General features: G+C 66.4%; 19 protein-coding genes. 6 read left to right on the top strand and 13 right to left on the bottom strand.

Annotated features, from left to right (window positions below):
- Positions 1 to 26: 26 nt before the first annotated feature.
- Positions 27 to 1,730, top strand: a complete 1,704-nt coding sequence (locus ACMVY4_RS21165) for a peptidase domain-containing ABC transporter (RefSeq protein WP_416897925.1) — start codon at positions 27 to 29, stop codon at positions 1,728 to 1,730.
- Entirely contained in the window at positions 1,727 to 3,016 is a 1,290-nt protein-coding gene (locus ACMVY4_RS21160) for an HlyD family type I secretion periplasmic adaptor subunit (protein WP_416897924.1), read from the top strand. Before ACMVY4_RS21165 ends, ACMVY4_RS21160 begins: the two co-directional genes overlap by 4 nt.
- A 2-nt stretch (positions 3,017 to 3,018) precedes the next feature.
- On the opposite strand, the gene ACMVY4_RS21155 is transcribed toward ACMVY4_RS21160, so the two are convergent.
- Positions 3,019 to 3,330, bottom strand: coding sequence for a hypothetical protein (locus tag ACMVY4_RS21155; protein WP_416897923.1), 312 nt, complete (start codon positions 3,328 to 3,330; stop codon positions 3,019 to 3,021).
- A gap of 163 nt (positions 3,331 to 3,493) precedes the next feature.
- Here ACMVY4_RS21155 and pip point away from each other — a divergent pair, with 163 nt between their 5' ends.
- Positions 3,494 to 4,447, top strand: coding sequence for a prolyl aminopeptidase (gene pip / locus ACMVY4_RS21150; protein WP_416897922.1), 954 nt, complete (start codon positions 3,494 to 3,496; stop codon positions 4,445 to 4,447).
- On the opposite strand, the gene ACMVY4_RS21145 is transcribed toward pip, so the two are convergent.
- A complete protein-coding gene (locus ACMVY4_RS21145) occupies positions 4,404 to 5,240 on the bottom strand; it encodes a DUF1194 domain-containing protein (protein ID WP_416897921.1) in 837 nt (278 codons plus the stop codon). The two genes, pip and ACMVY4_RS21145, sit on opposite strands and share 44 nt — an antisense overlap.
- Positions 5,241 to 5,307: 67 nt before the next feature.
- On the opposite strand from ACMVY4_RS21145, the gene ACMVY4_RS21140 reads away from it, so the two are divergent.
- The 3 genes from ACMVY4_RS21140 (at position 5,308) to ACMVY4_RS21130 (ending at position 8,419) form a co-directional block, all read left to right on the top strand.
- Positions 5,308 to 7,023 carry a PQQ-dependent dehydrogenase, methanol/ethanol family gene (locus tag ACMVY4_RS21140; RefSeq protein WP_416897920.1) on the top strand — a complete coding sequence of 572 codons (1,716 nt, stop codon included), beginning with the start codon at positions 5,308 to 5,310 and terminating at the stop codon, positions 7,021 to 7,023.
- A gap of 155 nt (positions 7,024 to 7,178) precedes the next feature.
- Positions 7,179 to 7,502, top strand: a complete 324-nt coding sequence (locus ACMVY4_RS21135; protein WP_416897919.1) for a c-type cytochrome — start codon at positions 7,179 to 7,181, stop codon at positions 7,500 to 7,502.
- Complete coding sequence (locus tag ACMVY4_RS21130; protein WP_416897918.1) at positions 7,499 to 8,419, top strand: hypothetical protein; 921 nt, start codon at positions 7,499 to 7,501, stop codon at positions 8,417 to 8,419. Before ACMVY4_RS21135 ends, ACMVY4_RS21130 begins: the two co-directional genes overlap by 4 nt.
- A gap of 3 nt (positions 8,420 to 8,422) precedes the next feature.
- On the opposite strand, the gene ACMVY4_RS21125 is transcribed toward ACMVY4_RS21130, so the two are convergent.
- The 11 genes from ACMVY4_RS21125 to ACMVY4_RS21075 all read right to left on the bottom strand — a co-directional run bounded on the left by ACMVY4_RS21125 (position 8,423) and on the right by ACMVY4_RS21075 (position 20,138).
- Positions 8,423 to 9,235, bottom strand: coding sequence for a MinD/ParA family protein (locus ACMVY4_RS21125; RefSeq protein WP_416897917.1), 813 nt, complete (start codon positions 9,233 to 9,235; stop codon positions 8,423 to 8,425).
- Entirely contained in the window at positions 9,232 to 10,173 is a 942-nt protein-coding gene (locus ACMVY4_RS21120; protein ID WP_416897916.1) for a hypothetical protein, read from the bottom strand. Before ACMVY4_RS21120 ends, ACMVY4_RS21125 begins: the two co-directional genes overlap by 4 nt.
- Positions 10,174 to 10,187: 14 nt before the next feature.
- The gene (gene flhA / locus ACMVY4_RS21115; protein WP_416897915.1) at positions 10,188 to 12,353 is read right to left on the bottom strand and encodes a flagellar biosynthesis protein FlhA; all 2,166 of its coding nucleotides are present in this window, start codon (positions 12,351 to 12,353) and stop codon (positions 10,188 to 10,190) included.
- Positions 12,354 to 12,373: 20 nt separating this feature from the next.
- On the bottom strand, positions 12,374 to 13,759 hold the full coding sequence (locus ACMVY4_RS21110; RefSeq protein ID WP_416897914.1) for a sigma-54-dependent transcriptional regulator: 1,386 nt from the start codon (positions 13,757 to 13,759) through the stop codon (positions 12,374 to 12,376).
- A 22-nt stretch (positions 13,760 to 13,781) separates the two neighbouring features.
- Positions 13,782 to 14,561, bottom strand: a complete 780-nt coding sequence (locus ACMVY4_RS21105) for a motility protein A (protein WP_416897913.1) — start codon at positions 14,559 to 14,561, stop codon at positions 13,782 to 13,784.
- A gap of 4 nt (positions 14,562 to 14,565) precedes the next feature.
- Positions 14,566 to 14,922, bottom strand: a complete 357-nt coding sequence (fliN, locus tag ACMVY4_RS21100) for a flagellar motor switch protein FliN (RefSeq protein WP_416897912.1) — start codon at positions 14,920 to 14,922, stop codon at positions 14,566 to 14,568.
- Between the two features lie 11 nt (positions 14,923 to 14,933).
- The gene (locus ACMVY4_RS21095) at positions 14,934 to 15,545 is read right to left on the bottom strand and encodes a hypothetical protein (RefSeq protein WP_416897911.1); all 612 of its coding nucleotides are present in this window, start codon (positions 15,543 to 15,545) and stop codon (positions 14,934 to 14,936) included.
- On the bottom strand, positions 15,545 to 16,558 hold the full coding sequence (gene fliG / locus ACMVY4_RS21090) for a flagellar motor switch protein FliG (RefSeq protein WP_416897910.1): 1,014 nt from the start codon (positions 16,556 to 16,558) through the stop codon (positions 15,545 to 15,547). The genes ACMVY4_RS21095 and fliG overlap by 1 nt, the downstream gene beginning before the upstream one ends.
- 14 nt (positions 16,559 to 16,572) lie before the next feature.
- Complete coding sequence (fliF, locus tag ACMVY4_RS21085; RefSeq protein WP_416897909.1) at positions 16,573 to 18,261, bottom strand: flagellar basal-body MS-ring/collar protein FliF; 1,689 nt, start codon at positions 18,259 to 18,261, stop codon at positions 16,573 to 16,575.
- 128 nt (positions 18,262 to 18,389) lie between these two features.
- The gene (locus tag ACMVY4_RS21080) at positions 18,390 to 18,680 is read right to left on the bottom strand and encodes a DUF1153 domain-containing protein (RefSeq protein WP_416897908.1); all 291 of its coding nucleotides are present in this window, start codon (positions 18,678 to 18,680) and stop codon (positions 18,390 to 18,392) included.
- A gap of 120 nt (positions 18,681 to 18,800) precedes the next feature.
- Positions 18,801 to 20,138, bottom strand: a complete 1,338-nt coding sequence (locus ACMVY4_RS21075; RefSeq protein WP_416897907.1) for a flagellar hook protein FlgE — start codon at positions 20,136 to 20,138, stop codon at positions 18,801 to 18,803.
- Positions 20,139 to 20,176 lie beyond the last annotated feature (38 nt).

Here is a 20,176-nt window from a genome sequence, read left to right as displayed (position 1 = left end):
GTCGCGACGGCGGATGAAGTGTGGCGATGAGATCTGACTGGCTGAAAGAGGTACTCAGGCCGGTGCGGCGCCGGATCGGCGAGGTGATCGCCTATTCCTTCATCGTCAATCTGCTGGCCATCGCCGTTCCCATCTTCGTGCTGCAGGTCTATGACCGCGTGGTCTTCCACGGCGGCCTGTCGACGTTGCAGGGGCTGGTAATCGGCATGTTCGTCGCGGTGCTGTTCGACTTCCTGCTCCGGCAGGGACGCGCGCGGCTGCTGCGTTCCGCGGCTGTCGAGATCGATGTGACCCTGGCGCGGGCGCTCTACGGCCGCATCACCGCCTCGCCGCTGCCGGTGCTGGAGCAGCGGCCGGCAGCCTACTGGCAGGCATTGTTCCGCGATGCCGATACGGTCAGGAACGCGTTTTCGGGCCTGTCGGCGGTGCTGATCGCCGACCTGCCTTTCGCCATCTTCTTCGCGGTCGCGATCTTCATCGTCGCTGCGCCCGTCGGCTGGGTGCTGCTGGCCGTGTTCCCGCTGTTCATCCTTCTGGCCTGGTATTCGGGCCGCGTCATCGAAGGCGCCAATGCCGACGAACGCCGTGCGGCCTACGACCGGGACTCCATCACCCAGGAACTGATCGGCGGGCGGGCCACCGTGAAGGCGCTGGCGCTCAAGCAGCCGTTGAGCGGCCTCTGGGAGGACCGGCATGCGGCATCCGTCGAGCAGTCGGTCCAGCGCGGCATGCAGTCGGACATGTTCGTGCATCTGGGACTGGCGCTGACCATGCTGACGACCGTCGCGATCACCACGGTCGGCGCGGTGGCCATCCTGAACCAGGAGCTGTCCATCGGCGCCCTCGTCGCCGCCAACATGCTGGGCGGGCGGATCGTGCAGCCCTTCCAGCAGCTGATCGGCAACTGGCGCACCTACATGGCGACGCGGCAGGCGCTCGGGCGGCTGTCGGACTGTTTCGCCACGGCTGAGGAGCCGGACCGCGGCTCGGTTTCCGCCGGCGTGCGCGACGGCGTGCTCTGGCTGGACAACGTCACCTTTGGCTACGACCCGGGACGTCCGCCCGCGGTGCGCGACATCCGCCTCAAGGTCGGCGCCGGGCTTCATGCGCTGGTCGGCCCCAACGGATCTGGCAAGACGACGCTGCTGAAGCTGATGCAGGGGCTCTACCGGCCCTCGTCCGGGCGCATCATGCTGGACGAGGCCGACATCGCCCAGTTCGGGCGGGCCGATCTGGCGGCCGCGATCGGCTACGTCCCGCAGCATACCTTCCTGTTCGCCGGCACGATCCGCGAGAACATCGCCATCGGCCGTCCGGATGCGGATGACAGCCTGATCGTCGATGCGGCTCATCTGGCCGGCGCCCATACGGCGATCTCGGCCCTGCCCGACGGTTATGGCAGCCGCATCGGCGAAGGCGGCATGGATCTGCCGGGCGGCATCCGCCAGCGCATCGCCATCGCACGGGCGCTGATGGGCAATCCGCCGGTGCTGCTGCTGGATGAGCCTTCCGGCAACCTGGACGCACAGACCACGCGGCTGCTGGCGCGCAATCTCCAGGGGCTGGCCGAGGAGCGCACCATCGTCGTCGTGACCCACAGCCCGGACCTGCTGGACGCCTGCCAGAACATCATCGCGCTCGACGGCGGCAAGATCGTCGCCGCCGGTCCCGCTGCCGAGGTGCGTGAACGGCTCTCCTCGGCGCGCCGCCCGCAGGAGGCCCGGCCGTGACCGCGCTCGACGATCTTTCCCGCCGTCACCGGCCGCGCAGCGCCCTGTGGCTGACCCGGACCATCGCGCTGCTGATCCTGTTGCTCGCCGGCTGGGCGCTGATCGCACAACTCGACGAGGTCGCGGTCGCCGAAGGGCAGGTCGTGCCGCAGGGCGATGTCAAGGTCGTGCAGCATCTCGAGGGCGGGATCGTCGAGGAACTGATGGTGCAGGAGGGCGACCGCGTCGAGGCGGGGGCGCCGCTGCTGCGGCTGGCGCTGGGTGTGATCTCCTCCAACCCCGAAGAACTCCGGGTGCGCCTGGACGGGCTGCTGCTGAAGAAGGCGCGGCTTGAGGCCGAGGCGGATGGGTCCGATCCGACCTTCGCCGCCGATGTCGCTGCACGCCGCCCGGAAGTCGTGCAGGCCGAGCGCCGGGCCTACCAGGCCCGCAAGTCGGAATTCGAGAGCGCCATTGCGGTGCTGAACGCACAGGAGCGGCAGAGCTCGGAGGAGGCGCGCGAGTTCGCCGCCGCCCGAGATGCCCGCCGCCAGCAGCAGGCGCTGGCCGAAGAAGCGCTGCGCACGCTGGAGGATCTGGCGAAGGATGGCCTGGTCGCGCCGCTGGAAGTGAACCAGAAGCGGTCGGATCTGGCGCAGCTCATCGGCGAGATCCAGTCGCTCAGCGCCGCGATCGGGCGCGCCAACGCCAGCCGGAATGAGGCGGTCGAGCGGAAGCAGGAGACCGAACGGGTCTATCGGCGGGAGGCGCAGGCCGAACTCGCCGATGTCGAGGTCGAGATCGCCTCCATCCGGCAACGTCTCACCAGCGCCGACGACCAGCAGCGGCGGACGCTGGTCCGGGCGCCCATCGATGGCGTGGTCGGCGAGATGAAGGTCCGCACGATCGGCGGCGTGGTCAGTCCGGGCCAGCCTGTCATGGAGATCGTTCCGACGGGCGGCAGCCTGGTGGTCGAGGCGCGGCTCCGGCCTTCCGACCGGGGGTTCGTGTCCGAAGGCCAGCCGGCGACCGTGAAGATCTCCACCTATGATTTCGTGCGCTTCGGCGGGCTGGACGGCACCGTGGTGCGGATCGCCCCCGACGCCACCCTCGATGAAACCGGCACGCCCTTTTTCAAGGTCGTGGTCGAGACGGAGAAGTCATGGCTGGGGGAGCGGGAAGGGGAACTGCCGATCAGCGCCGGCATGCAGGCGTCGGTGGACATTCACACCGGCTCGCGGTCTGTGGCCAATTTCCTGCTGCGTCCGGTGCTGAGGCTGCGGCAGGAAGCGTTCCGGGAACGCTGAGGCTAGATATCGGCGCCTTCGGGGGCCGGGGATGGCGCCGAACCGGCAAGCAGCATTTCGCAGCGTTGCTCGGCCTGCGCCCAGGCTTCGGTCGGCGTCGATTCGGTACGTTTGATGATGGATTGGGCGAGGCTCTCCTCGCAGCGGGTCCGCGCCAGGTGGCGGCTCATGTCGGCGGGCGAGACGCTGACGTTCGGCGGACCGAAGATCGCGCTCGCCGAGCCGACGAAGAACGACGCCGTACAAAGAGCGACACAGATTGCGACAGCCGTCACAATTCTTGAGCGCTTCGATCTCGCATCAGCCTTGAACACCGCTTTTCACACCATGCTTCGATCCTGATTGGGGAATGTTGGCAAGGTTCAGGCCATTCAGATCGGTGTTCAGCGCAGCCGGTTCAATCAGCGGTGTTGCACTGATCCGGTGACAGGGGGCACACTCGATCCAATGAATTCCCCGACTTCCCAGGATCCGGCGATGAAGCGCCGCCGCTCGCTCTATCCGCGGCTCGATCCGTTCGATCAGGGCACCCTGCAGGTGTCCGAACTCCACACCCTGCATTACGAGCAGTGCGGGAATCCGGATGGCCGGCCGGTCGTCGTTGTTCACGGCGGACCGGGTGGCGGCAAGAAGCCCGACGACCGCCGCTATTTCGATCCCGAGCATTACAGGGTCATTCTGTTCGACCAGCGCGGATGCGGACTGAGCCGGCCGCACGCGGAGTTGAGAGAGAACACGACCTGGGACCTCGTCGCCGACATGGAGCGACTGAGGGAACATCTGGGCATCGACAGCTGGATGGTCTTCGGTGGCTCCTGGGGCAGTGCGCTGGGGCTCGCCTATTCGGAGACTCATCCGGACCGGGTCACCGGCCTTGTGATGCGCGGCATCTTCACCCTGCGCCGCAAGGAACTGATCTGGTTCTATCAGAAGGGCGCGGACGCCATCTTTCCCGACCTCTGGGAGAAATACGTCGCCGTGATTCCGGAGGATGAGCGCGACGACATGATCGCGGCCTACTACCGGCGCCTGACCTCGGACGACAAGAAGGTGCGGCTGGAAGCGGCCCGCGCCTGGAGCACCTGGGAAGGTGGGACGCTGTCGCTGCTGTCCGATCCCGGCCGGGTGTCGGATTTCGCCGACGCCGAGTTCGCATTGGCCTTCGCGCGGATCGAATGCCACTACTTCGTCAATGGCGGCTTCTTCGAAAGCGACGAATGGCTGCTGGAGAATATCGACCGGATCCGCCACATACCGACGGTGATCGTGCAGGGCCGTTACGACGTCGTCACGCCGATGATGACGGCCTGGGCGCTCCATCGGGCCTGGCCGGAAGCGGATTTTCGTGTGGTCTCCGATGCCGGCCACGCGGGCAGCGAGCCGGGAATCATCTCCGAACTCGTTCGGGCGACGGACCGGCTGAAGGGCTGAGACCGCGCCGCCAGGCGTGCTGCTCCCGCGGGTCGGGCGCCACGCCGGACACCTCGGTCACCAGCTTGGCCAGCATCGCCCTCGGGTAGTCCAGAAAGTCGATCGTCGGTAGCACGAAATGACCGTTGCCGCCGGTGACCTCGGTCTCGAAATAGCGGACCAGTTCCTCGCGCTGCTCGTGCTCCTGCCGGTCCTGCAGGATCGGCAGGCCGTTGATGACGACACCCTGCAGCACGACCAGATCGCGGGCCTCGGCAACGTCGACCCCCTGATTCGACGGATCGTCGCCGGAGATGTCGATGACGCGCCGGACACCGCGGAACCTGTTGGCCGCGATGGCCTCCGCGCCACGCAGCAGGGCGTCGCCAACCGCCGTGAAAGACAGCCCCTTCCAGGGCGGCTCCTTCTGCTGCCGCAGGGCCCTGGCGAAGGCATAGCTGGTCTCGGTGTCCCGGATCACGGTCCATGGAACCGCCAGCAGATGATTCTCCGGCCCGGCCCACAACATCAGCGCGACAGCGGCGCGGCCGCCGCGCAGATTGCGGATCGAATTGATCAGCCGCGGATGCTCGAACGCGCGGGCGACGCCCTCGATCTGGGCCTCGTGCTCGGCGAAGGTGATGCTGTGACTGACATCCATCGAGATCAGCAGTTCGAGGTCGATGGATTCGGATTCGTCCGTTTGCTGTGCCGCGACCGGGGATGCGGCGAAGAGGGCCGCGGCCAGAAAAAGGGCCGCCACCCTGCGGTGAGAACAGGTCAGCTTCCTGAATGTTGCAATGCCGGTTTCCATAGGGGAAACTCAATAGCGATAAGAAACGCGACGGTCACGAACACGTTGCGACAAGGGAGGAAATCTGATGCTGAAACGCCTTTTGGGCGTCGCCGTTCTTGCGTCCTTGCCGTTCACGGCAGGGGCCCAGTCCATCGACGACCTCAAGAACGACGCCAATACCCCGGAGAACGTGCTGACGCTTGGCATGGGCTGGGGTCAGACCCGTTACAGCCCGCTCGACCAGATCAACACCGGAACCGTCAAGCGCCTGGTGCCTGTCTGGAACTACAGCCTCGGCGACAACCGCGGGCAGGAGTCGCAGCCGATCGTCCATGACGGCGCGATGTACGTCACGACCCACGACGCCACCCACAAGGTGGACGTCAGGACGGGCAAGAACATCTGGGTGCACAAGTTCGAGTATCCGCCGGAGACGCCGCGCATCGTCTGCTGCGGCATCGTCAACCGCGGCTCGGCGATTCTGGACGGCATGCTCTACCGCGTGACCCTCGACGGCTTCGTGGTGGCGCTGAACATGGAAACCGGCGAAGAGGTCTGGCGCAGCCAGGCCGCCTCGATCGAGGAAGGCCAGTCCATGACGCTGGCCCCGCTGGTCACGCCTTCGGCCGTGCTCACCGGCATTTCCGGCGGTGAATACGGTATCCGCGGCTATATCGACGGCTGGGACCTGAAGACGGGTCGTCACCTGTGGCGGCGCTTCACCGTCGCGGGACCGGGCGAGCCGGGCAACGAAACGTGGCCAGGCGACACCTGGAAGCATGGCGGCGCGCCGACCTGGATCACCGGTTCCTACGATCCGGAACTGAACCTGGTCTACTGGGGCACCGGCAATGGCGGTCCCTGGAACGCCGAATTCCGCAAGGGCGACAACCTCTACATCACCTCGACGCTGGCGCTGCGTCCGGAGACCGGCGAGATCGTCTGGCACTACCAGTACACGCCGAACGATCCGTGGGACTACGACGAGGTCGGCGAGAACATCCTGACCGACATGACCATCGACGGCAAAAGCCGCAAGGCCATGATCCACGTCGCCCGCAACGGCTTCATGTATGTGCTGGACCGCACCAACGGCGAGCTGCTGGCGGCCAATCAGTATGTGAAGCATCTCAACTGGGCCGACGGTATCGACATGAAGTCGGGCCGCCCGATCGAGTCCGATATCACCAAGAAGATGCGCTCCGGCGAGGAGATCGTCGTCTGGCCGGGCGCCTTTGGCGGCAAGAACTGGTTCCCCGCCTCCTACAGCCCGAAGACCGGCATGGTCTATTCGAACACGCTGGAAATCGGCATGGGCTACAAGGCGGTCGAACCGAAGCTGGTGAAGGGCACCTTCTATGTCGGCATCGACCTCTCGAAGGCGCTGTTCCACGTCAAGGAAGGCGAGAAGCACTCCTACCTGCGTGCGATGGATCCGATGACCGGCAAGACCGCCTGGGAAGTCGGCTTTGACGTCGCCAACTGGGGCGGCACGATGGTGACCGGCGGCGATCTGGTCTTCACCGGTGCGCAGACCGGCGAGTTCATGGCCTTTAACACCGCCAACGGCGACAAGCTGTGGGAGTTCCAGACGGGCTCCGGCATCATCGGCCAGCCCGTGACCTACACGGTCGACGGCGTACAGTACGTCACCGTGGCCTCCGGCTCCGGCGGCGCCTACCGCAACTACTTCCCGCTGCTGGGCGGCGTCGAAGGCGTGGGTTCGCCGAAGACGGTGGAGATGCTGACCAAGGTGCAGCCGGGCGGGTCCTTCTGGACCTTCGCGCTGCTGCCCGAGTAGGCCGCAGCGGCAATGAAAGGGGCCGTCCGCAGCGCGCGGGCGGCCTTTTTCTTTCGCCCGGCTGCGGCTTGGCAATCACGGATGCCGCCGCCGTTCAGCGGCCGTTCAACCGGACCGGATACAATGCGCCGGTCACTTACCAGGAAGGAGACGAGATGCCCCGAGTCGCTGCGCTCATGGCCGGTATCGTTCTCGCGGCCATCGCTGCCCCCGGCGCATCCAGCGCCGCCGGTGACAAGGACACCGGAAACCAGCTCTACCATACCTACTGCTCGGTCTGTCACGGACCGCGGATGATGAATTCCGGCGCCCGCGCGGCCGATCTGCGGAAGATGACTCCCGGCATGACCGCGCGGTTTCGCAAGGCTGTCCTCGAGGGCAAGAGCGGGCCGAAGGGCGAGATGCCGTCCTGGGCCGACATCCTGTCCGCGCAGGAGGTCGAGGATATCTGGGCCTATGTGAAGACGAAGGGCAAATGATGCGCACCACGTTGATCGCACTGGCTGCGGCGGTCGTCTTCCTGGGCGGTCCCGCCGCCGCACAACCCGCGCTGACGGTTTGTCTGGAAGAGGATTCGCCGCCGCTCTCCTTCAAGTTCCGCTCCCGCCAGGGCGGCTTCGATCATGGCGTCGCCGAAGAGGTCGCGAAGCGCCTCGGCATGGGCTTCAGGGTGCAATGGTTCGAGGCCGAGAACGACGAAGAGAACGTTCCTGTCTGGGAAGCCAATGCCCTGTTGTCCGACGGACTCTGCGACATCGTCGGCGGATACCCGCTGCTGGCCTCCGCTCTCGGTCCGCCCGAAGCGGACGACGGCGCGATCCCGGAATATGACGGCATGAAGCGGTCCGAGCGCGGACGGCTTGTGAAGCTCGGTGTTCTGGATTCGACGGATCCCTACAACCGCGTGGGGTTCGGCGTCATTCTCGGCCCGTCCATGAAGGACAAGGCCGTGACCGGCATGCACGACCTCGAGGGGCTGCGCGTCGGCTTCGAGGTCGAGACCATGGCCGCAGCGCTGGTCTACCGCTTCCGCCAGGGCGTCTTGATCCCGACTGCGGTGAGCGTTCGCGAAAGCAAGGGGCTACTGGCGACGCTTGCGGCCGACGAACTGGACGCGGCGCTGATCGAGCTGCACAAGTTCGACAACTACATGCGCCGCAACGCCGAAGCGCCGATCCGCTGGTCCGGCTACGTCCACCCGCTGGGCATCAACATGGGTTTCGCGATCCTGGAACGCGATGCGGCGTTGAAGGCCCGGATCGACGAGGCGCTGACGGCGATGAAGTCGGACGGCACGCTGGAGGCGCTGGCGGAGAAATGGCAGATGACCTTCGTCCGGCCCGAACCGCCCAAGGTGCTGAAGCGCATCACGCCGGCCATGCTGGCCGGCGGCTGACCGCTAGCGGGTTTTCCGCAGCATCTCCGCGATCCGCTCGACGTCCTCACCGGCCGCGCTGGTGGGGTGGCGGGTGAGCAGCGGCGTCTGGCGGCGGATGGCGTCGGATACGTAGCGGTCCTGCCGTACGATGCCGGCCAACTCCGGGGCGAAGCCGAGGAAGTTCTGGCAGGCCGTCTTCAGCTTGCCATAGGTCCGCTCGCCGTCGCGGCGGTCCTCGGCCGAATTGACGACGATCCGCATGTCCGTCCGCTGGCCCTGCTGGTGGAGCAGCTTGATCAGCGCGTAGGCGTCGGTGATCGAGGTCGGTTCGACATTGGTCATCACAAGGATACGCCCGGCGCTGCCTGCGAGCGTGCGGACCGAACGGTCCACGCCCGCGCCGAGGTCGAGGACGACATCGTCATACATGTCCCCGATCAATCCCAGGCCGCGCGCCAGAATGTCGAGATTGCGGACATCGGCATCCGCCAGGCGGGCGACGCCAGAACGGCCGGTGACGATGTCGATGCCGGTCGAACCGTGGCGGGTGACGATGTCGTTGAACGACGCGGTGCCGTTCAGCGCCTGATAGAGATCGCCGGAGGCGGTCAGGCCGAGCTGGATGTCCACATTGGCCAAGCCCAGGTCGCCGTCGAACAGCAGCACCTTGCGGCCCATCCGGCCGAGCGCGTGCGCCAGCGTCACAGAGAACCACGTCTTGCCGACGCCGCCCTTGCCCGAAGCGATGGCGATCATGTTGCGCCCCAGGGCCGCTGCCGGATGCGGGGTCGCGGCGTTGCGCTGCGCGGACATCGCAGGATGCTGGGTGGTCATGCGGTTTTCCTGTTGCGGTTGAGCGCGGTGTCGGCGTCGGGATCGCTGAGGATCAGCCGGGCGAGGGACGCGGGGGTGAGCTGATGCAGGCCGTCGGCGATGACCGGCGAGGCGCCGGCCAAGCTGAAGGACAATCCGGCGCCTGCCGCGGCCAGCAGGCCGCCGACCCGGCGGGCGGTGTCGAGGCGGGTGGCGATCATGCGGCGCACGCCGATGCCGCGGAAGGCAGCAGCCATGTCCTCGTATTCGTAGGGGTCGCCGCCGGCCGGCAGGACCAGCACCGGTTCGGCGTCGTTGATGCGCACGGTCTCGGTGATACGCGCCATGTCATAGGCGTCGAAGGGGTTCACGCCCTCGGTGTCGATCAGGCGCGCGCCCGGGAACTCGAACCGCCGCTCGGGGCTGAGGCGCACCGGCGGGTTCTCGATGATCTTGGCCAGTTCGCGCAGCCGCGTGTCGCCGCCCGGGCGTTCGATATCGGTGGTCGCGATACGCAGTTCCTGCCGGCGCAGCGCCGCCTCCAGCGCGAACTTGGCCGCGACGACCGTCTTGCCCGCGCCGGGCGGACCCACCAGCGCGAGACTGGTCTTCGGCCGCGGCACGATGGGGTCGAAGCGGAAGACGTCGTCGATGCCGGCGGTCAGGGAAACCGCCAGATCCGGATCGTCGATCTCGGCTGCCCGGCGGCAGATGCGTTCGTTGAGCGTGGTCGGCGCGCCGTGGAAGGCGACAGCCCGGATCAGGAATGCCGCGTCGTCGGACAGGGCGTCGTCCTGCCTTGCCGGGACGGGCTCGACGGGGGCGTCTACCGCTGCCGTCACTTCGACGCCCTCCGGTACCGGCGTGGATCCGAGGATCACGGCGTCCGGGCCGAGCTGCTCGCGGATCGTGCTCAGCGCTTCCGCCATGGTCCGGGCGATGAAGGTGCGAACCTGCATTCAGCCGGCCGCCGTCAGATCTGCGAAAGGGTGCGCAGACGCACCTTGGGATGGACCTCGTGCTGGCTCATCACCACGGTCGAGGTGCGGATGCGCTCGACGATCGAGCGGACGAAGGGCCGGATGGCCGGGCTGGTCAGCAGCACCGGATCATGGCCCTGCTGCGCCAGCTGGTCGTAGGTCATGCGGACCGCGCCGATGAACTCCTGCAGCTTGCTGGGCGGCATGGCGAGCTGGCGTTCCTCGCCATTGCCGGTCAGGGCGTCGTTGAAGGCCTGCTCCCATTTCGGCGACAGGGAGACCAGCGACAGGAAGCCGTCGTGCCCGAGGTTGGCGTTGCAGATCTGGCGGGCCAGACGGGTGCGGACATGCTCGGTGATCAGCGTGACGTTCTTGGTGAAGCCGACAGCCTCGGAGATGCCTTCCAGGATGCTGGCGAGATCGCGGATCGAGACCTGCTCGGACAGCAGGTTCTGCAGCACGCGCTGCACCGCGGAGACGGAGATCTGGTTCGGGATCAGGTCGTCGACCAGCTTCTTGTGCGCGTCGGGCAGGTCGTCGAGCAGCTTCCGCGTTTCCGCGTAGGACAGCAGCTCGGCCATGTGGTCCTTCATGATCTCGGTCAGATGCGTGGTCATGACCGTGGCGGCATCGACGACGGTCAGGCCGCGGAAGCTGGCTTCCTCACGCAGGCTCTCGTCGATCCACTTGGCCGGCAGGCCGAAGGCCGGTTCGGTGGTGTCCTCGCCGCGGATGTCGATGTCGCGGCCGGCCGGGTCCATGACCATCAGCTTGCCGACGCGCACGTCGCCGCCGCCGGCCTCGACTTCCTTGATGCGGAAGGCGTAGGCGTTGGCGCCCAGCTGGACGTTGTCCAGGATCCGGACGCTTGGCATCACGAAGCCCATGTCGGAGGCGAACTGGCGGCGCAGGGCGCGAATCTGGTCGGTGAGTTTCGGCCCGGCGCCATCGCCTTCCAGCAGCTTCAGCAGGCCGTAGCCGATCTCAAGCCGCAGGTCGTCGATGGCGAGCACTTCAGAGATGGGCTGTTCCGCGGGCTGGGCGTCGGCGTCCGGCTCCACGGTCTCGGCCCTTTCAGCCGCTGCCTTTTCGGTCGTCTTCTTCTTGCTCATGTACCAGGCGCCGTAGCCTGCGGCTGCCGACAGGGCCACGAACGGGATCATCGGGATGCCCGGCAGCAGCGCCATGGCGCCGAGCAGGAAGGACGACAGGCCGAGCGCCTGCGGGTAGCCGGACAGCTGGCCGAACAGGGCCTTGTCGGCCGAGCCCTGCACGCCGGCCTTGGAGACCAGCAGACCGGCGGCGACCGAGACGATCAGCGCCGGGATCTGGCTGACCAGGCCGTCGCCGACTGTCAGCAGGGTGTAGGTCTGGGCGGCCTGACCGAAATCCATGCCGTTCTGGGCAACGCCGATGATGATGCCGCCGATGACGTTGATGAAGGTGATCAGCAGGCCGGCGATGGCGTCGCCGCGGACGAACTTGGCCGCACCGTCCATGGCGCCGAAGAAGGTGCTTTCGTCCTCCAGCTCCTTGCGGCGGGTGCGAGCTTCCTTCTCGTCGATCAGGCCGGCGGACAGGTCGGCGTCGATCGCCATCTGCTTGCCCGGCATGGCGTCCAGGGTGAAGCGGGCGGCGACCTCGGCGATGCGGCCCGAGCCCTTGGTGATGACGACGAAGTTCACGATCACCAGGATCGCGAAGACGATGATCCCGATGACGAAATTGCCGCCCATGACAAAGTTGCCAAAGGCTTCGATGACGCTGCCGGCAGCGTCCGTGCCGGTGTGGCCTTCAGCCAGGATCAGGCGTGTCGACGCGAGGTTGAGCGACAGCCGCAACATGGTCGCGATCAGCAGCACGGTCGGGAAAGAGCTGAACTCCAGCGGCTTCACGATGAACAGGCAGGTCATCAGGATCAGCACGGAGAAGGTGATCGAGCTGGCGAGGCTGAAATCCAGCAGCCAGCCGGGCATCGGCAGCATCAGGATGACCAGGATGGCGACGACGCCGAGCGCCAGGGCGATATCGCCCCGGGCCAGCATGTTGCGCATCACGGAAACGGGGTCGGAACCCTGGACGTTGCCCAGCAGGCCGCCGCCCGCAGGCGCGACCTCCTTGCCGCCGCTGCCGCTTTCTGCCGGAAGCCGCTCGCTCATGGGGTGACGCTACTCCTGCTTCAGACGGCGAAGCGGCGGGCTTCGCCAGGGCCGGGGACCGAAATCCCCTCCTCGGTGTAGGCCTTCAGCTTGTTGCGCAGTGTGCGGATCGAGATGCCGAGGATGTTCGCGGCGTGGGTGCGGTTGCCGAGGCAGTGGTCGAGCGTGTCCAGGATCAGCTGCTGCTCGACGTCGGCGACCGTGCGGCCCACCAGGGCCTCGGCGTCGGCGCCGTCCACGGCGCCGTTCGATGAGATCGTGCCGGCCATGTCGCCGATCGACGGCGCGCGGCCCTCGCCGGGGCGGGAACCATCCGGCAGCACGATGGCCTCGGGGCCGATTTCCGCTTCCATGGCCAGCAGCACCGCGCGGTGCAGCGTATTTTCCAGTTCGCGGACATTGCCCGGCCAGGGATGGCTGCGCAGCACGTTCAGCGCCGCATTGGACACCGGCTTGCGGGCGATGCCGTTGGCGTCGGAATACTTGCCGATGAAGTGTTCGGCCAGCAGGCCGATATCGGCCGGGCGCTCACGCAGCGGCGGCAGCTTCAGATTGACGACGTTGAGGCGGTAGAGCAGGTCCTCGCGGAAGGTGCCGGCCTTGACCTCGGCGGCCAGATCGCGGTTCGACGTGGCGATGACGCGGATGTCGACCTGGATCGGCTTGCCGCCGCCGACGCGGTCGATCTCGCGTTCCTGGATGGCGCGCAGCAGCTTGGCCTGAAGACGGATGTCCATCTCGGAGATTTCGTCCAGCAGCAGGGTGCCGCCATGGGCTTCCTCGAACTTGCCGATGCGGCGGGCCACGGCGCCGGTGAAGGCGCCCTTCTCATGACCGAACAGCTCCGATTCCAGCAGGTTGTCGGGGATCGCCGCGCAGTTCACGGCGACGAAGGGCTTCTCGGAACGGCGGCTGCGGGTGTGGATATGGCGGGCCATCACCTCCTTGCCGGTGCCGCTCTCGCCGGTGATCAGGATGCAGGCGTTCGATGGCGCGACCTGATCGGCCAGCTTGATCACCTGTTCCATGCGGACGTCGCTGTAGAGCAGGTCGCTCTCGTCGTCCGCGACGGCCTTCAGGACCGCGGCGATCAGCTCCGGATCCGGCGGCAGCGGGACGTATTCCTTGGCGCCGCCCTTGATCGCGCGGACGGCGGCCTCGGTGTCGTTGCCGATGCCGCAGCCGACCACTTCAAGGCTGATGTGCTCGGACGCCAGCCCGGTCACGAAGGCGGCGATGTCGAGGCTGACGTCGACCATGGCGAGGTCGGCGCCGCGGCCTGCACGAAGCGCCTGCATCGCGGCCTCGATCGTGTCCACGTGAGCGACCTTCGCGCCCTGGTCCATGGCGATCTTGCTCGCCGCACCGAACTGACCCGAAAGCGGGCCGACAATAAGGAGCCTCATTCCGGTTCCCTCCTTCTACAGATCAGGTTGCGTAGAACCGCACGCGCTTCAGCGGCGGCAGCAGCGAGTTGATGAATGTCTCCAGGTGCCGCGGGTTTTCCTTGCGGCTGATCGAGCAGGCCGCGGCGGCGTAAAGACGGTTCAGCGTCGCCTCGTCCGAGGCGTGACGTTCGATCTTGGTGGCCAGCGGGTTCAGAACCATGTTGGCCAGCACCGCGCCGTAGAGCGTGGTCAGCAGCGCCAGCGCCATGGCCGGACCGATCTCGGCCGGGCTGTCGAGGCGGTTCAGCATCTGTACCAGGCCGACCAGCGTACCGATCAGGCCCATGGCCGGCGCGACCTCGGCGGCGCGGCGCAGCATCTGCGCAACGCCCTTCTCGCGGGTCGAGATGGAAGCCATGTCGTTCTCCAGGATGCGTTCGATCTCGCCGGTCGGCGTGCCGTCGGCGACGAGTTCCAGCGCCTTGCGCAGGAAGGGCTCGTCCCGGACGCCGGTCAGCGTGCGTGGCAGGCCGAGGCTGCCCTGTTTGCGCGCCTCGTCGGCCAGCTTCACGGCGATCATCGCGGCCTGGGAGGCATCGCGCGGGCGGCGGAAGGCCACGCCGAATGTCACGGGGATGGCGCGGAAGACGTCGCCCAGGTTGAAGCTTACCAGCGTGACCGCCAGCGTGCCGCCCAGTACGATCAGAACAGACGGCAGGCTGACGAAATTGCCGGCCCCGTCGCCCAGAAGGATCGCGGCGATCAGCAGGCCGAAGCCGGCGATCAGTCCGATCAATGTGGCTACGTCGAAGCGCGCCATCGGTTCAGCCCCTGTTGCCCTTGATGATTTCGGTCATGGTCACGCCCAGCCGCTCGTCGACGACGACGACTTCGCCGCGGGCCACCAGCCGGTTGTTGACGTAGATGTCGATCGCCTCGCCGACCTTCCGGTCCAGCTCGATCACGGTGCTGGCGCCGATTTTCATCAGCTGGCTGACCTGCATGCGGGAGCGGCCGAGAACGGCGGAGACCTGCACGGGAATGTCGAAGACCGTTTCCAGATCGTTGGCGGTCCGGCCGGCATCCTCGTCGTCGTCTCCGGCGCCGCCCTGCTCCTCCGCGGGAACGGGGGCCTGCTGCTGGTCCAGATCGTCGAGATTGAGTTCGTTGTCGTCAGGCATGATCGGCTCCCTTAGGCAGCGGCGTTGGCCATGAAGGCGTCAACGGCGCGCTGGATTTCGGCTTCCGTGGTGTTGAGGTTCCGTTCGACCCCGCCTTCGGCCCATTCGACGCGGCAGTCCTGGTCGCCCATCGCCTCTTCGGGCAGCAGGACCAGGTGACCGTCGAAACCGGCGGCCTGGGCGATGCCGGCGACGCGGTCCCGCAGATGATCGGCGACGGCCGGCGACAGCCGGACGACCAGCCTCGGCTCCTCGTGAAGCTGGCTGACGCAGTCGAGGATCATGGCCTCGACCTCAGCCAGCGGCTGGTTCTCGATCAGCTTGCCCGCCAGCTTCCGCCCCACGGCGATGGCGATGCCCGCGGCATGGCAGCGCCAGGCTTCGGCGAACTGGCCGAACTCGGCGCTGGCCTGGGCCATCTGCTGTGTCATCTCCTCCAGCGCGGCGGTGGCATTGGCCTCGATGGTGCGGTTTGCGGAATCGGAGCCGGCCATCTCGCCCTCGGCGTAGCCCTGGGCGCGGGCGGCCGAGATGTCGTCCTCGCCATAGGTTGCGGCCCGGGCCTTGGGCCGGGTCTGGCCCTGGTCGTCGAATTCGCGGTCGAAGAGAAAGCGCTCGTTCATCAGTACACCAGCTCGTCGTCGCCCTTGTTGTCGGCGAGCATGATGTCGCCCTTCTGGGCCAGGTCCTTGGCGATGTTGACCATTTCCATCTGGCAGGCCTCGACGTCGCGGAGCCGCACGGGGCCCATGGCGTCCATGTCCTCGCGCAGGATCTTGGCCGCGCGCTCGGACATGTTGGAGAAGAAGAGGTCGCGCAGCGTGTCGGACGCACCCTTCAGGGCGAGGCCCATCTTGTCCTTGTCGACATTGCGCAGCAGCGTCTGTACGCCGGCCGGATCCAGCTTCGACAGATCCTCGAAGGTGAACATCAGCGCCTTGATGCGCTCCGCCGAGTCGCGGTTGCGCTCCTCCAGCGCGGCCACGAAGCGGTTCTCGGTCTGGCGGTCGAGATTGTTGAAGATCTCCGCCATCATCTCGTGGCTGTCGCGGCGGTTGGTGCGCGCAAGGTTGTTCATGAACTCGATGCGCAGGGTTTCCTCGACCTTGTCCAGGACCTCCTTCTGCACCGATTCCATGCGCAGCATCCGGGCGACGACTTCCATCGCGAAGTCCTCGGGCAGGGCGCCCAGGACCCGCGCGGCGTGGTCCGGCTTGATCTTTGACAGCACCACGGCGACGGTCTGCGGATATTCGTTCTTCAGATAGTTGGCGAGCACCGTCTCGTTCACGTTGCCCAGCTTGTCCCACATTGTGCGGCCGGCCGGACCCCGGATCTCTTCCATGATCAGCTCGACCCGGTCGCGCGACAGGGTCTTGCCCAGCATGCGCTCGGTGCTCTCGAACGAGCCGACGAGCGAGCCACCGGCGGTCATCTGGTTGGCGAACTCGACGAACAGGCGCTCGATGACGTCGGAGTTGATCGAGCCCAGATTCGCCATCGTCTGGGAGACTTCCTTGATCTCCTCGTCGTCCAGGAGTTCCCAGACCTTGGCGGTGCCCTCTTCGCCGAGCGAGAGGATCATGATCGCCGCCTTCTGCGAGCCGCTCAGATTACGGAATTCGAGACTAGCCATCGGTCAGCTGCTTCCTATCGGTCCTGGTAGAGCCAGTTGCGGAGAATGGCGACGGCTTCCTCGGGATGCCGGTCGACGATCTCGGCGATCTTCTTCAGCGAGGAGTCCTTCACGTTCCCCTCGACATGGCTGAAGTCGATGGTGGTGCGCGGGCGGGGGGCGACGACAGTGGTCGATTCGCCCAGATCGCTGCCGCCGCCGGGGCTCGGCAGCGCCTTCGGCGCATCGCCGCCGCTGCGGCCGGCCGCGGTCAGCGCGGCGTTCAGGTCGCCGCCGGCGCCGGCCAGCGCCAGCTGATCGTCCGCGGAGTCCAGATTACCGGCGCGCATGATCCGGCTCAGCATCGGACGGACCACCAGCAGCATGACCAGCAGCGCGATCACGCCCAGCAGGAGGGTCTCGCCCAGCCGGATCATGTCCGACTTGCCGAAGCCCATGACATTGAAAGGCTCTTCCGGCGTGGCGAACTCGGCGTCGACATCGACGAAGCGCAGGTTCGAGATCTCGACGATGTCGCCACGGTCCTCGTTGAAGCCGACCGCGGAGCGCACCAGGCGGGCGAGGCTTTCCAGTTCCTCGTCGGTGCGCGGCTCGTAGACGGCGTTGCCCTCGGCGTCGTTCTGATAGTTGCCGTCGACCAGCACCGCGACCGACAGGCGCTTGATGACGCCTGGTTCGCGGATCTCGGTCGTGACCTTCTGGGAGATCTCGTAGTTGACGGTCTCCTCGGTGACGGTGTCGGAGTTCTTGGTCTGGCTGCTGACGGGACCCAGGTCCTCGCCGGGCAGGTTGGTGGTGACGGTGACGGCGTCGGTGGCCTCGCCCTCGGACGTGGAGGAGTTCTCTTCGCGCAGCTGGCTCGAGCGGACCACCTGACCGTCCGGGTCGTAGGTCTCGCTCTGGGTCGTCACCCGGTCATGGTCGATCTCGACGCTGACCTCGGCGCGGACGCGGCCGCGGCCCACGGTCTGCTCCAGCATGGATTCGACGGCGTGCTTGATGCGCTGCTCGTGGCCGAGGCGGATGTCCTGCAACGCGCCCGGCGAACCGAGCGGGTTGTCGGCATCGTCCAGCCCGCGGGAAAGCAGGTTGCCGCGGCTGTCGACGACGGCGACGCGGCCCGGCTCCAGGCTGGGCACTGCGGCGGCGACCAGATTCTGGATCGCGGCGACGCGCTCGCGGTTCAGGGTGCCGCGCACCTTGATCATGATGGAGGCGCTGGGCTGCCGGTTTTCCCGCTGGAAGACCTCGCGCTTGGGCATCACCAGATGAACCCGCGCGGCGTCGACCCGGTCCAGCGAACCGATGGTTCGGGAGAGTTCGCCCTCCAGCGCCCTGAGCAGGTTCACGTTCTGAACGAAGTTGGTGGCGCCGAGCGAGTCGGTCTTGTCGAAGATCTCGTAGCCGACCGAGCCGCCGAGCGGCAGGCCGAGCTCGGCCGCGGACATGCGGGTCCGGTCGACGCGGTCGCGGGGAACGTAAAGCTCCTTGCCGCCGCCGCGGATCTCGTAGGGAACATCCTGCTGTTCCAGCAACTGCACGATGCTGGAGGCGTCGCCCGGATCGAGGTCCTTGTAGAGCAGGGCCATGTCCGGCTTGGCCACGCGGCTCGCCAGGAAGACGAAGAACACGACCACGGACAGGGTGACGCCTGCGATCAGGATCAGGCGGGTCAGACCGAGATTCTTGATTGCGTCAGGCACGTTTGCCGGAACTCCCAGATTGGCGCGGCGCAGCATTGCGCGACGGGCTCAACCTAGGTGGCACCGGTAAATCAGCGGTTAATGGTGGGCAGTTTTTGCCGGGAGGTAGGAAAATTTTGCCCGCGGGCTCAGCGGAGCGACAGGCGCTCTTCGCGATAGTCCTGCAGACGGGTGGTCCGGAGGCCGCCGATGCCGTGCCGGTCGACGGCACGCTGCCAGGACAGGAACTCTTCGACGGACAGGGTGTAGCGCTGACAGGCGTCTTCCAGGCTCAGCAGGCCCCCGCGGACAGCAGCCACGACCTCGGCCTTTCGGCGCGCGACCCAGCGGCGGGTGTTCGGGCTCGGCAGATCCTCGATGGTCAGACGGCGACCGTCGGGGCCGATAACGCTGGGCCTGGTGCGTGTGCTGTCAGGCATTGCTGGGTTCCTTGCTCACTTCGGATTTGCCGATGGTAGGAAGGGCGCTTTAATTTTCCTCTAAATCAGATGGTTAACAGGCAGGTACCTTTGTTCCCCGCCCGTTAACCAGCTTTCTCATCAGCGTTTCAGCCGAACCAGCTCCTCCAGCATCTCGTCGACCGAGGTGATGATCTTGCCGTTGGCCGAGAAGGCGCGCTGCGTCTGGATCATGTCCGTGAACTCCTGCGCCAGATCGACGGTGGAGGCCTCCAGCGACGACGGGGCGATGAAGCCCGCGCCGCCGATGCCCGCGATGTTCAGGCTGAAGTCGCCGGAATCATTGGTCTGCTGGAAGGCGTTGCCGCTGACCGATGCGAGACCGCCATTGTTCGGAAAGGTGGCGATCGGCAGCTGGAAGACATCCTGGCGGGTGCCGTTGTCGAAGAAGGCGGTGACAACGCCGCGCTCGTCGATCTCGACGCCGGCCAGCGATCCGAAGATGGCGCCGTTCACGTTGTTCGACAGCACCTGGGAGATGCCGTTGAACTGGGTCATGCCGTTGGTGTCGCCGTCGGAGCCGAAGTTCAGGGCGATGGTCGAATCATTCACACCCAGCGCGTTGTTCCACTCGATGGTGAAGTTCTGAAGCGCAGCGTCGGTGTTGGTCAGATCCAGCGTGCCGTCGGTGTTGAAGGCCAGAGTGCCGGTCGAGATCAGGCCGTTGGGATGCGTTGCCGGATCGGTATCTGTGGCCGGCTCGACATAGATCTCGGTCAGCCATTCGTTGGCCGTTGCCGACTTCAGGAAGCCGAGGGTCACGCTCCGCGTGCCGCCCTGGCTGTCGAAGACCTGCAGGGTGGTCTCGAAATCGGGCTCGAAGCTGCCATCGGCCATGTTGCCGGCGACATAGGTGCCGATATTCGCATTCACCGCCTGGGTCGACTGAAGGTTGGCCTGCAGAGAGATCGCGTCGGAGGCCGTCGCGCTGCCGGTGATCGAGGAGACGTTCACGGTCTCGGTGATGTCGAGTACGGTCCGGTTGGTCGGAATGTTGCCGTTCTCGTCGATCCGCCATCCGCGCAGGAAGTGACCGGAGGCGTTTTGGAGATTGCCGTTCTCGTCGGGGCTGAACTGTCCCGCCCGGGTGAAGAAGAACTCGCCGCCGTTGGCGCCGGCGCCGGCGCCGGAGTTCACCACGAAGAAGCCGTTGCCGTTGATCGCGATGTCGGTCGCCGAGGCGCTCTGCTGAAGCAGGCCTTGCGAGTTGTTCAGGGCGATCGACTGGGCGCGGACGCCGCCGCCGTTGAAACCGCTGGAGGCAGTGCCGGCAGACCCGATCAAGGTCGAGAAGGCGGCCTTGGTCGACTTGAAGCCCACGGTGTTGACGTTGGCGATGTTGTTGGCAATCGAACTCATCGCCTGGCTCTGGGCGTTCAGTCCGGAGACGCCTGAGAACATGGCTCCCAGAATGCTCATATTGCTACTCCTTGCAGCATCTTGTTGCCGGTTGGCGT

It is taken from the genome of Minwuia sp., assembly GCF_048007105.1.
GTDB lineage: Bacteria > Pseudomonadota > Alphaproteobacteria > Minwuiales > Minwuiaceae > Minwuia.
This window is presented reverse-complemented; position numbering and strand designations above follow the sequence as displayed.

What these genes read in the sequence shown, in the direction of transcription:
- ACMVY4_RS21165 (WP_416897925.1), top strand. Translation starts at nt 27, where the DNA reads ATGAGATCTGACTGGCTGAAAGAGGTACTCAGGCCGGTGCGGCGCCGG.
- pip (WP_416897922.1), top strand. Translation starts at nt 3,494, where the DNA reads ATGAAGCGCCGCCGCTCGCTCTATCCGCGGCTCGATCCGTTCGATCAG.
- ACMVY4_RS21145 (WP_416897921.1), bottom strand. Translation starts at nt 5,240, where the DNA reads ATGGAAACCGGCATTGCAACATTCAGGAAGCTGACCTGTTCTCACCGC.
- ACMVY4_RS21140 (WP_416897920.1), top strand. Translation starts at nt 5,308, where the DNA reads ATGCTGAAACGCCTTTTGGGCGTCGCCGTTCTTGCGTCCTTGCCGTTC.
- ACMVY4_RS21135 (WP_416897919.1), top strand. Translation starts at nt 7,179, where the DNA reads ATGCCCCGAGTCGCTGCGCTCATGGCCGGTATCGTTCTCGCGGCCATC.
- ACMVY4_RS21130 (WP_416897918.1), top strand. Translation starts at nt 7,499, where the DNA reads ATGATGCGCACCACGTTGATCGCACTGGCTGCGGCGGTCGTCTTCCTG.
- ACMVY4_RS21125 (WP_416897917.1), bottom strand. Translation starts at nt 9,235, where the DNA reads ATGACCACCCAGCATCCTGCGATGTCCGCGCAGCGCAACGCCGCGACC.
- ACMVY4_RS21120 (WP_416897916.1), bottom strand. Translation starts at nt 10,173, where the DNA reads ATGCAGGTTCGCACCTTCATCGCCCGGACCATGGCGGAAGCGCTGAGC.
- flhA (WP_416897915.1), bottom strand. Translation starts at nt 12,353, where the DNA reads ATGAGCGAGCGGCTTCCGGCAGAAAGCGGCAGCGGCGGCAAGGAGGTC.
- ACMVY4_RS21110 (WP_416897914.1), bottom strand. Translation starts at nt 13,759, where the DNA reads ATGAGGCTCCTTATTGTCGGCCCGCTTTCGGGTCAGTTCGGTGCGGCG.
- ACMVY4_RS21105 (WP_416897913.1), bottom strand. Translation starts at nt 14,561, where the DNA reads ATGGCGCGCTTCGACGTAGCCACATTGATCGGACTGATCGCCGGCTTC.
- fliN (WP_416897912.1), bottom strand. Translation starts at nt 14,922, where the DNA reads ATGCCTGACGACAACGAACTCAATCTCGACGATCTGGACCAGCAGCAG.
- ACMVY4_RS21095 (WP_416897911.1), bottom strand. Translation starts at nt 15,545, where the DNA reads ATGAACGAGCGCTTTCTCTTCGACCGCGAATTCGACGACCAGGGCCAG.
- fliG (WP_416897910.1), bottom strand. Translation starts at nt 16,558, where the DNA reads ATGGCTAGTCTCGAATTCCGTAATCTGAGCGGCTCGCAGAAGGCGGCG.
- ACMVY4_RS21080 (WP_416897908.1), bottom strand. Translation starts at nt 18,680, where the DNA reads ATGCCTGACAGCACACGCACCAGGCCCAGCGTTATCGGCCCCGACGGT.
- ACMVY4_RS21075 (WP_416897907.1), bottom strand. Translation starts at nt 20,138, where the DNA reads ATGAGCATTCTGGGAGCCATGTTCTCAGGCGTCTCCGGACTGAACGCC.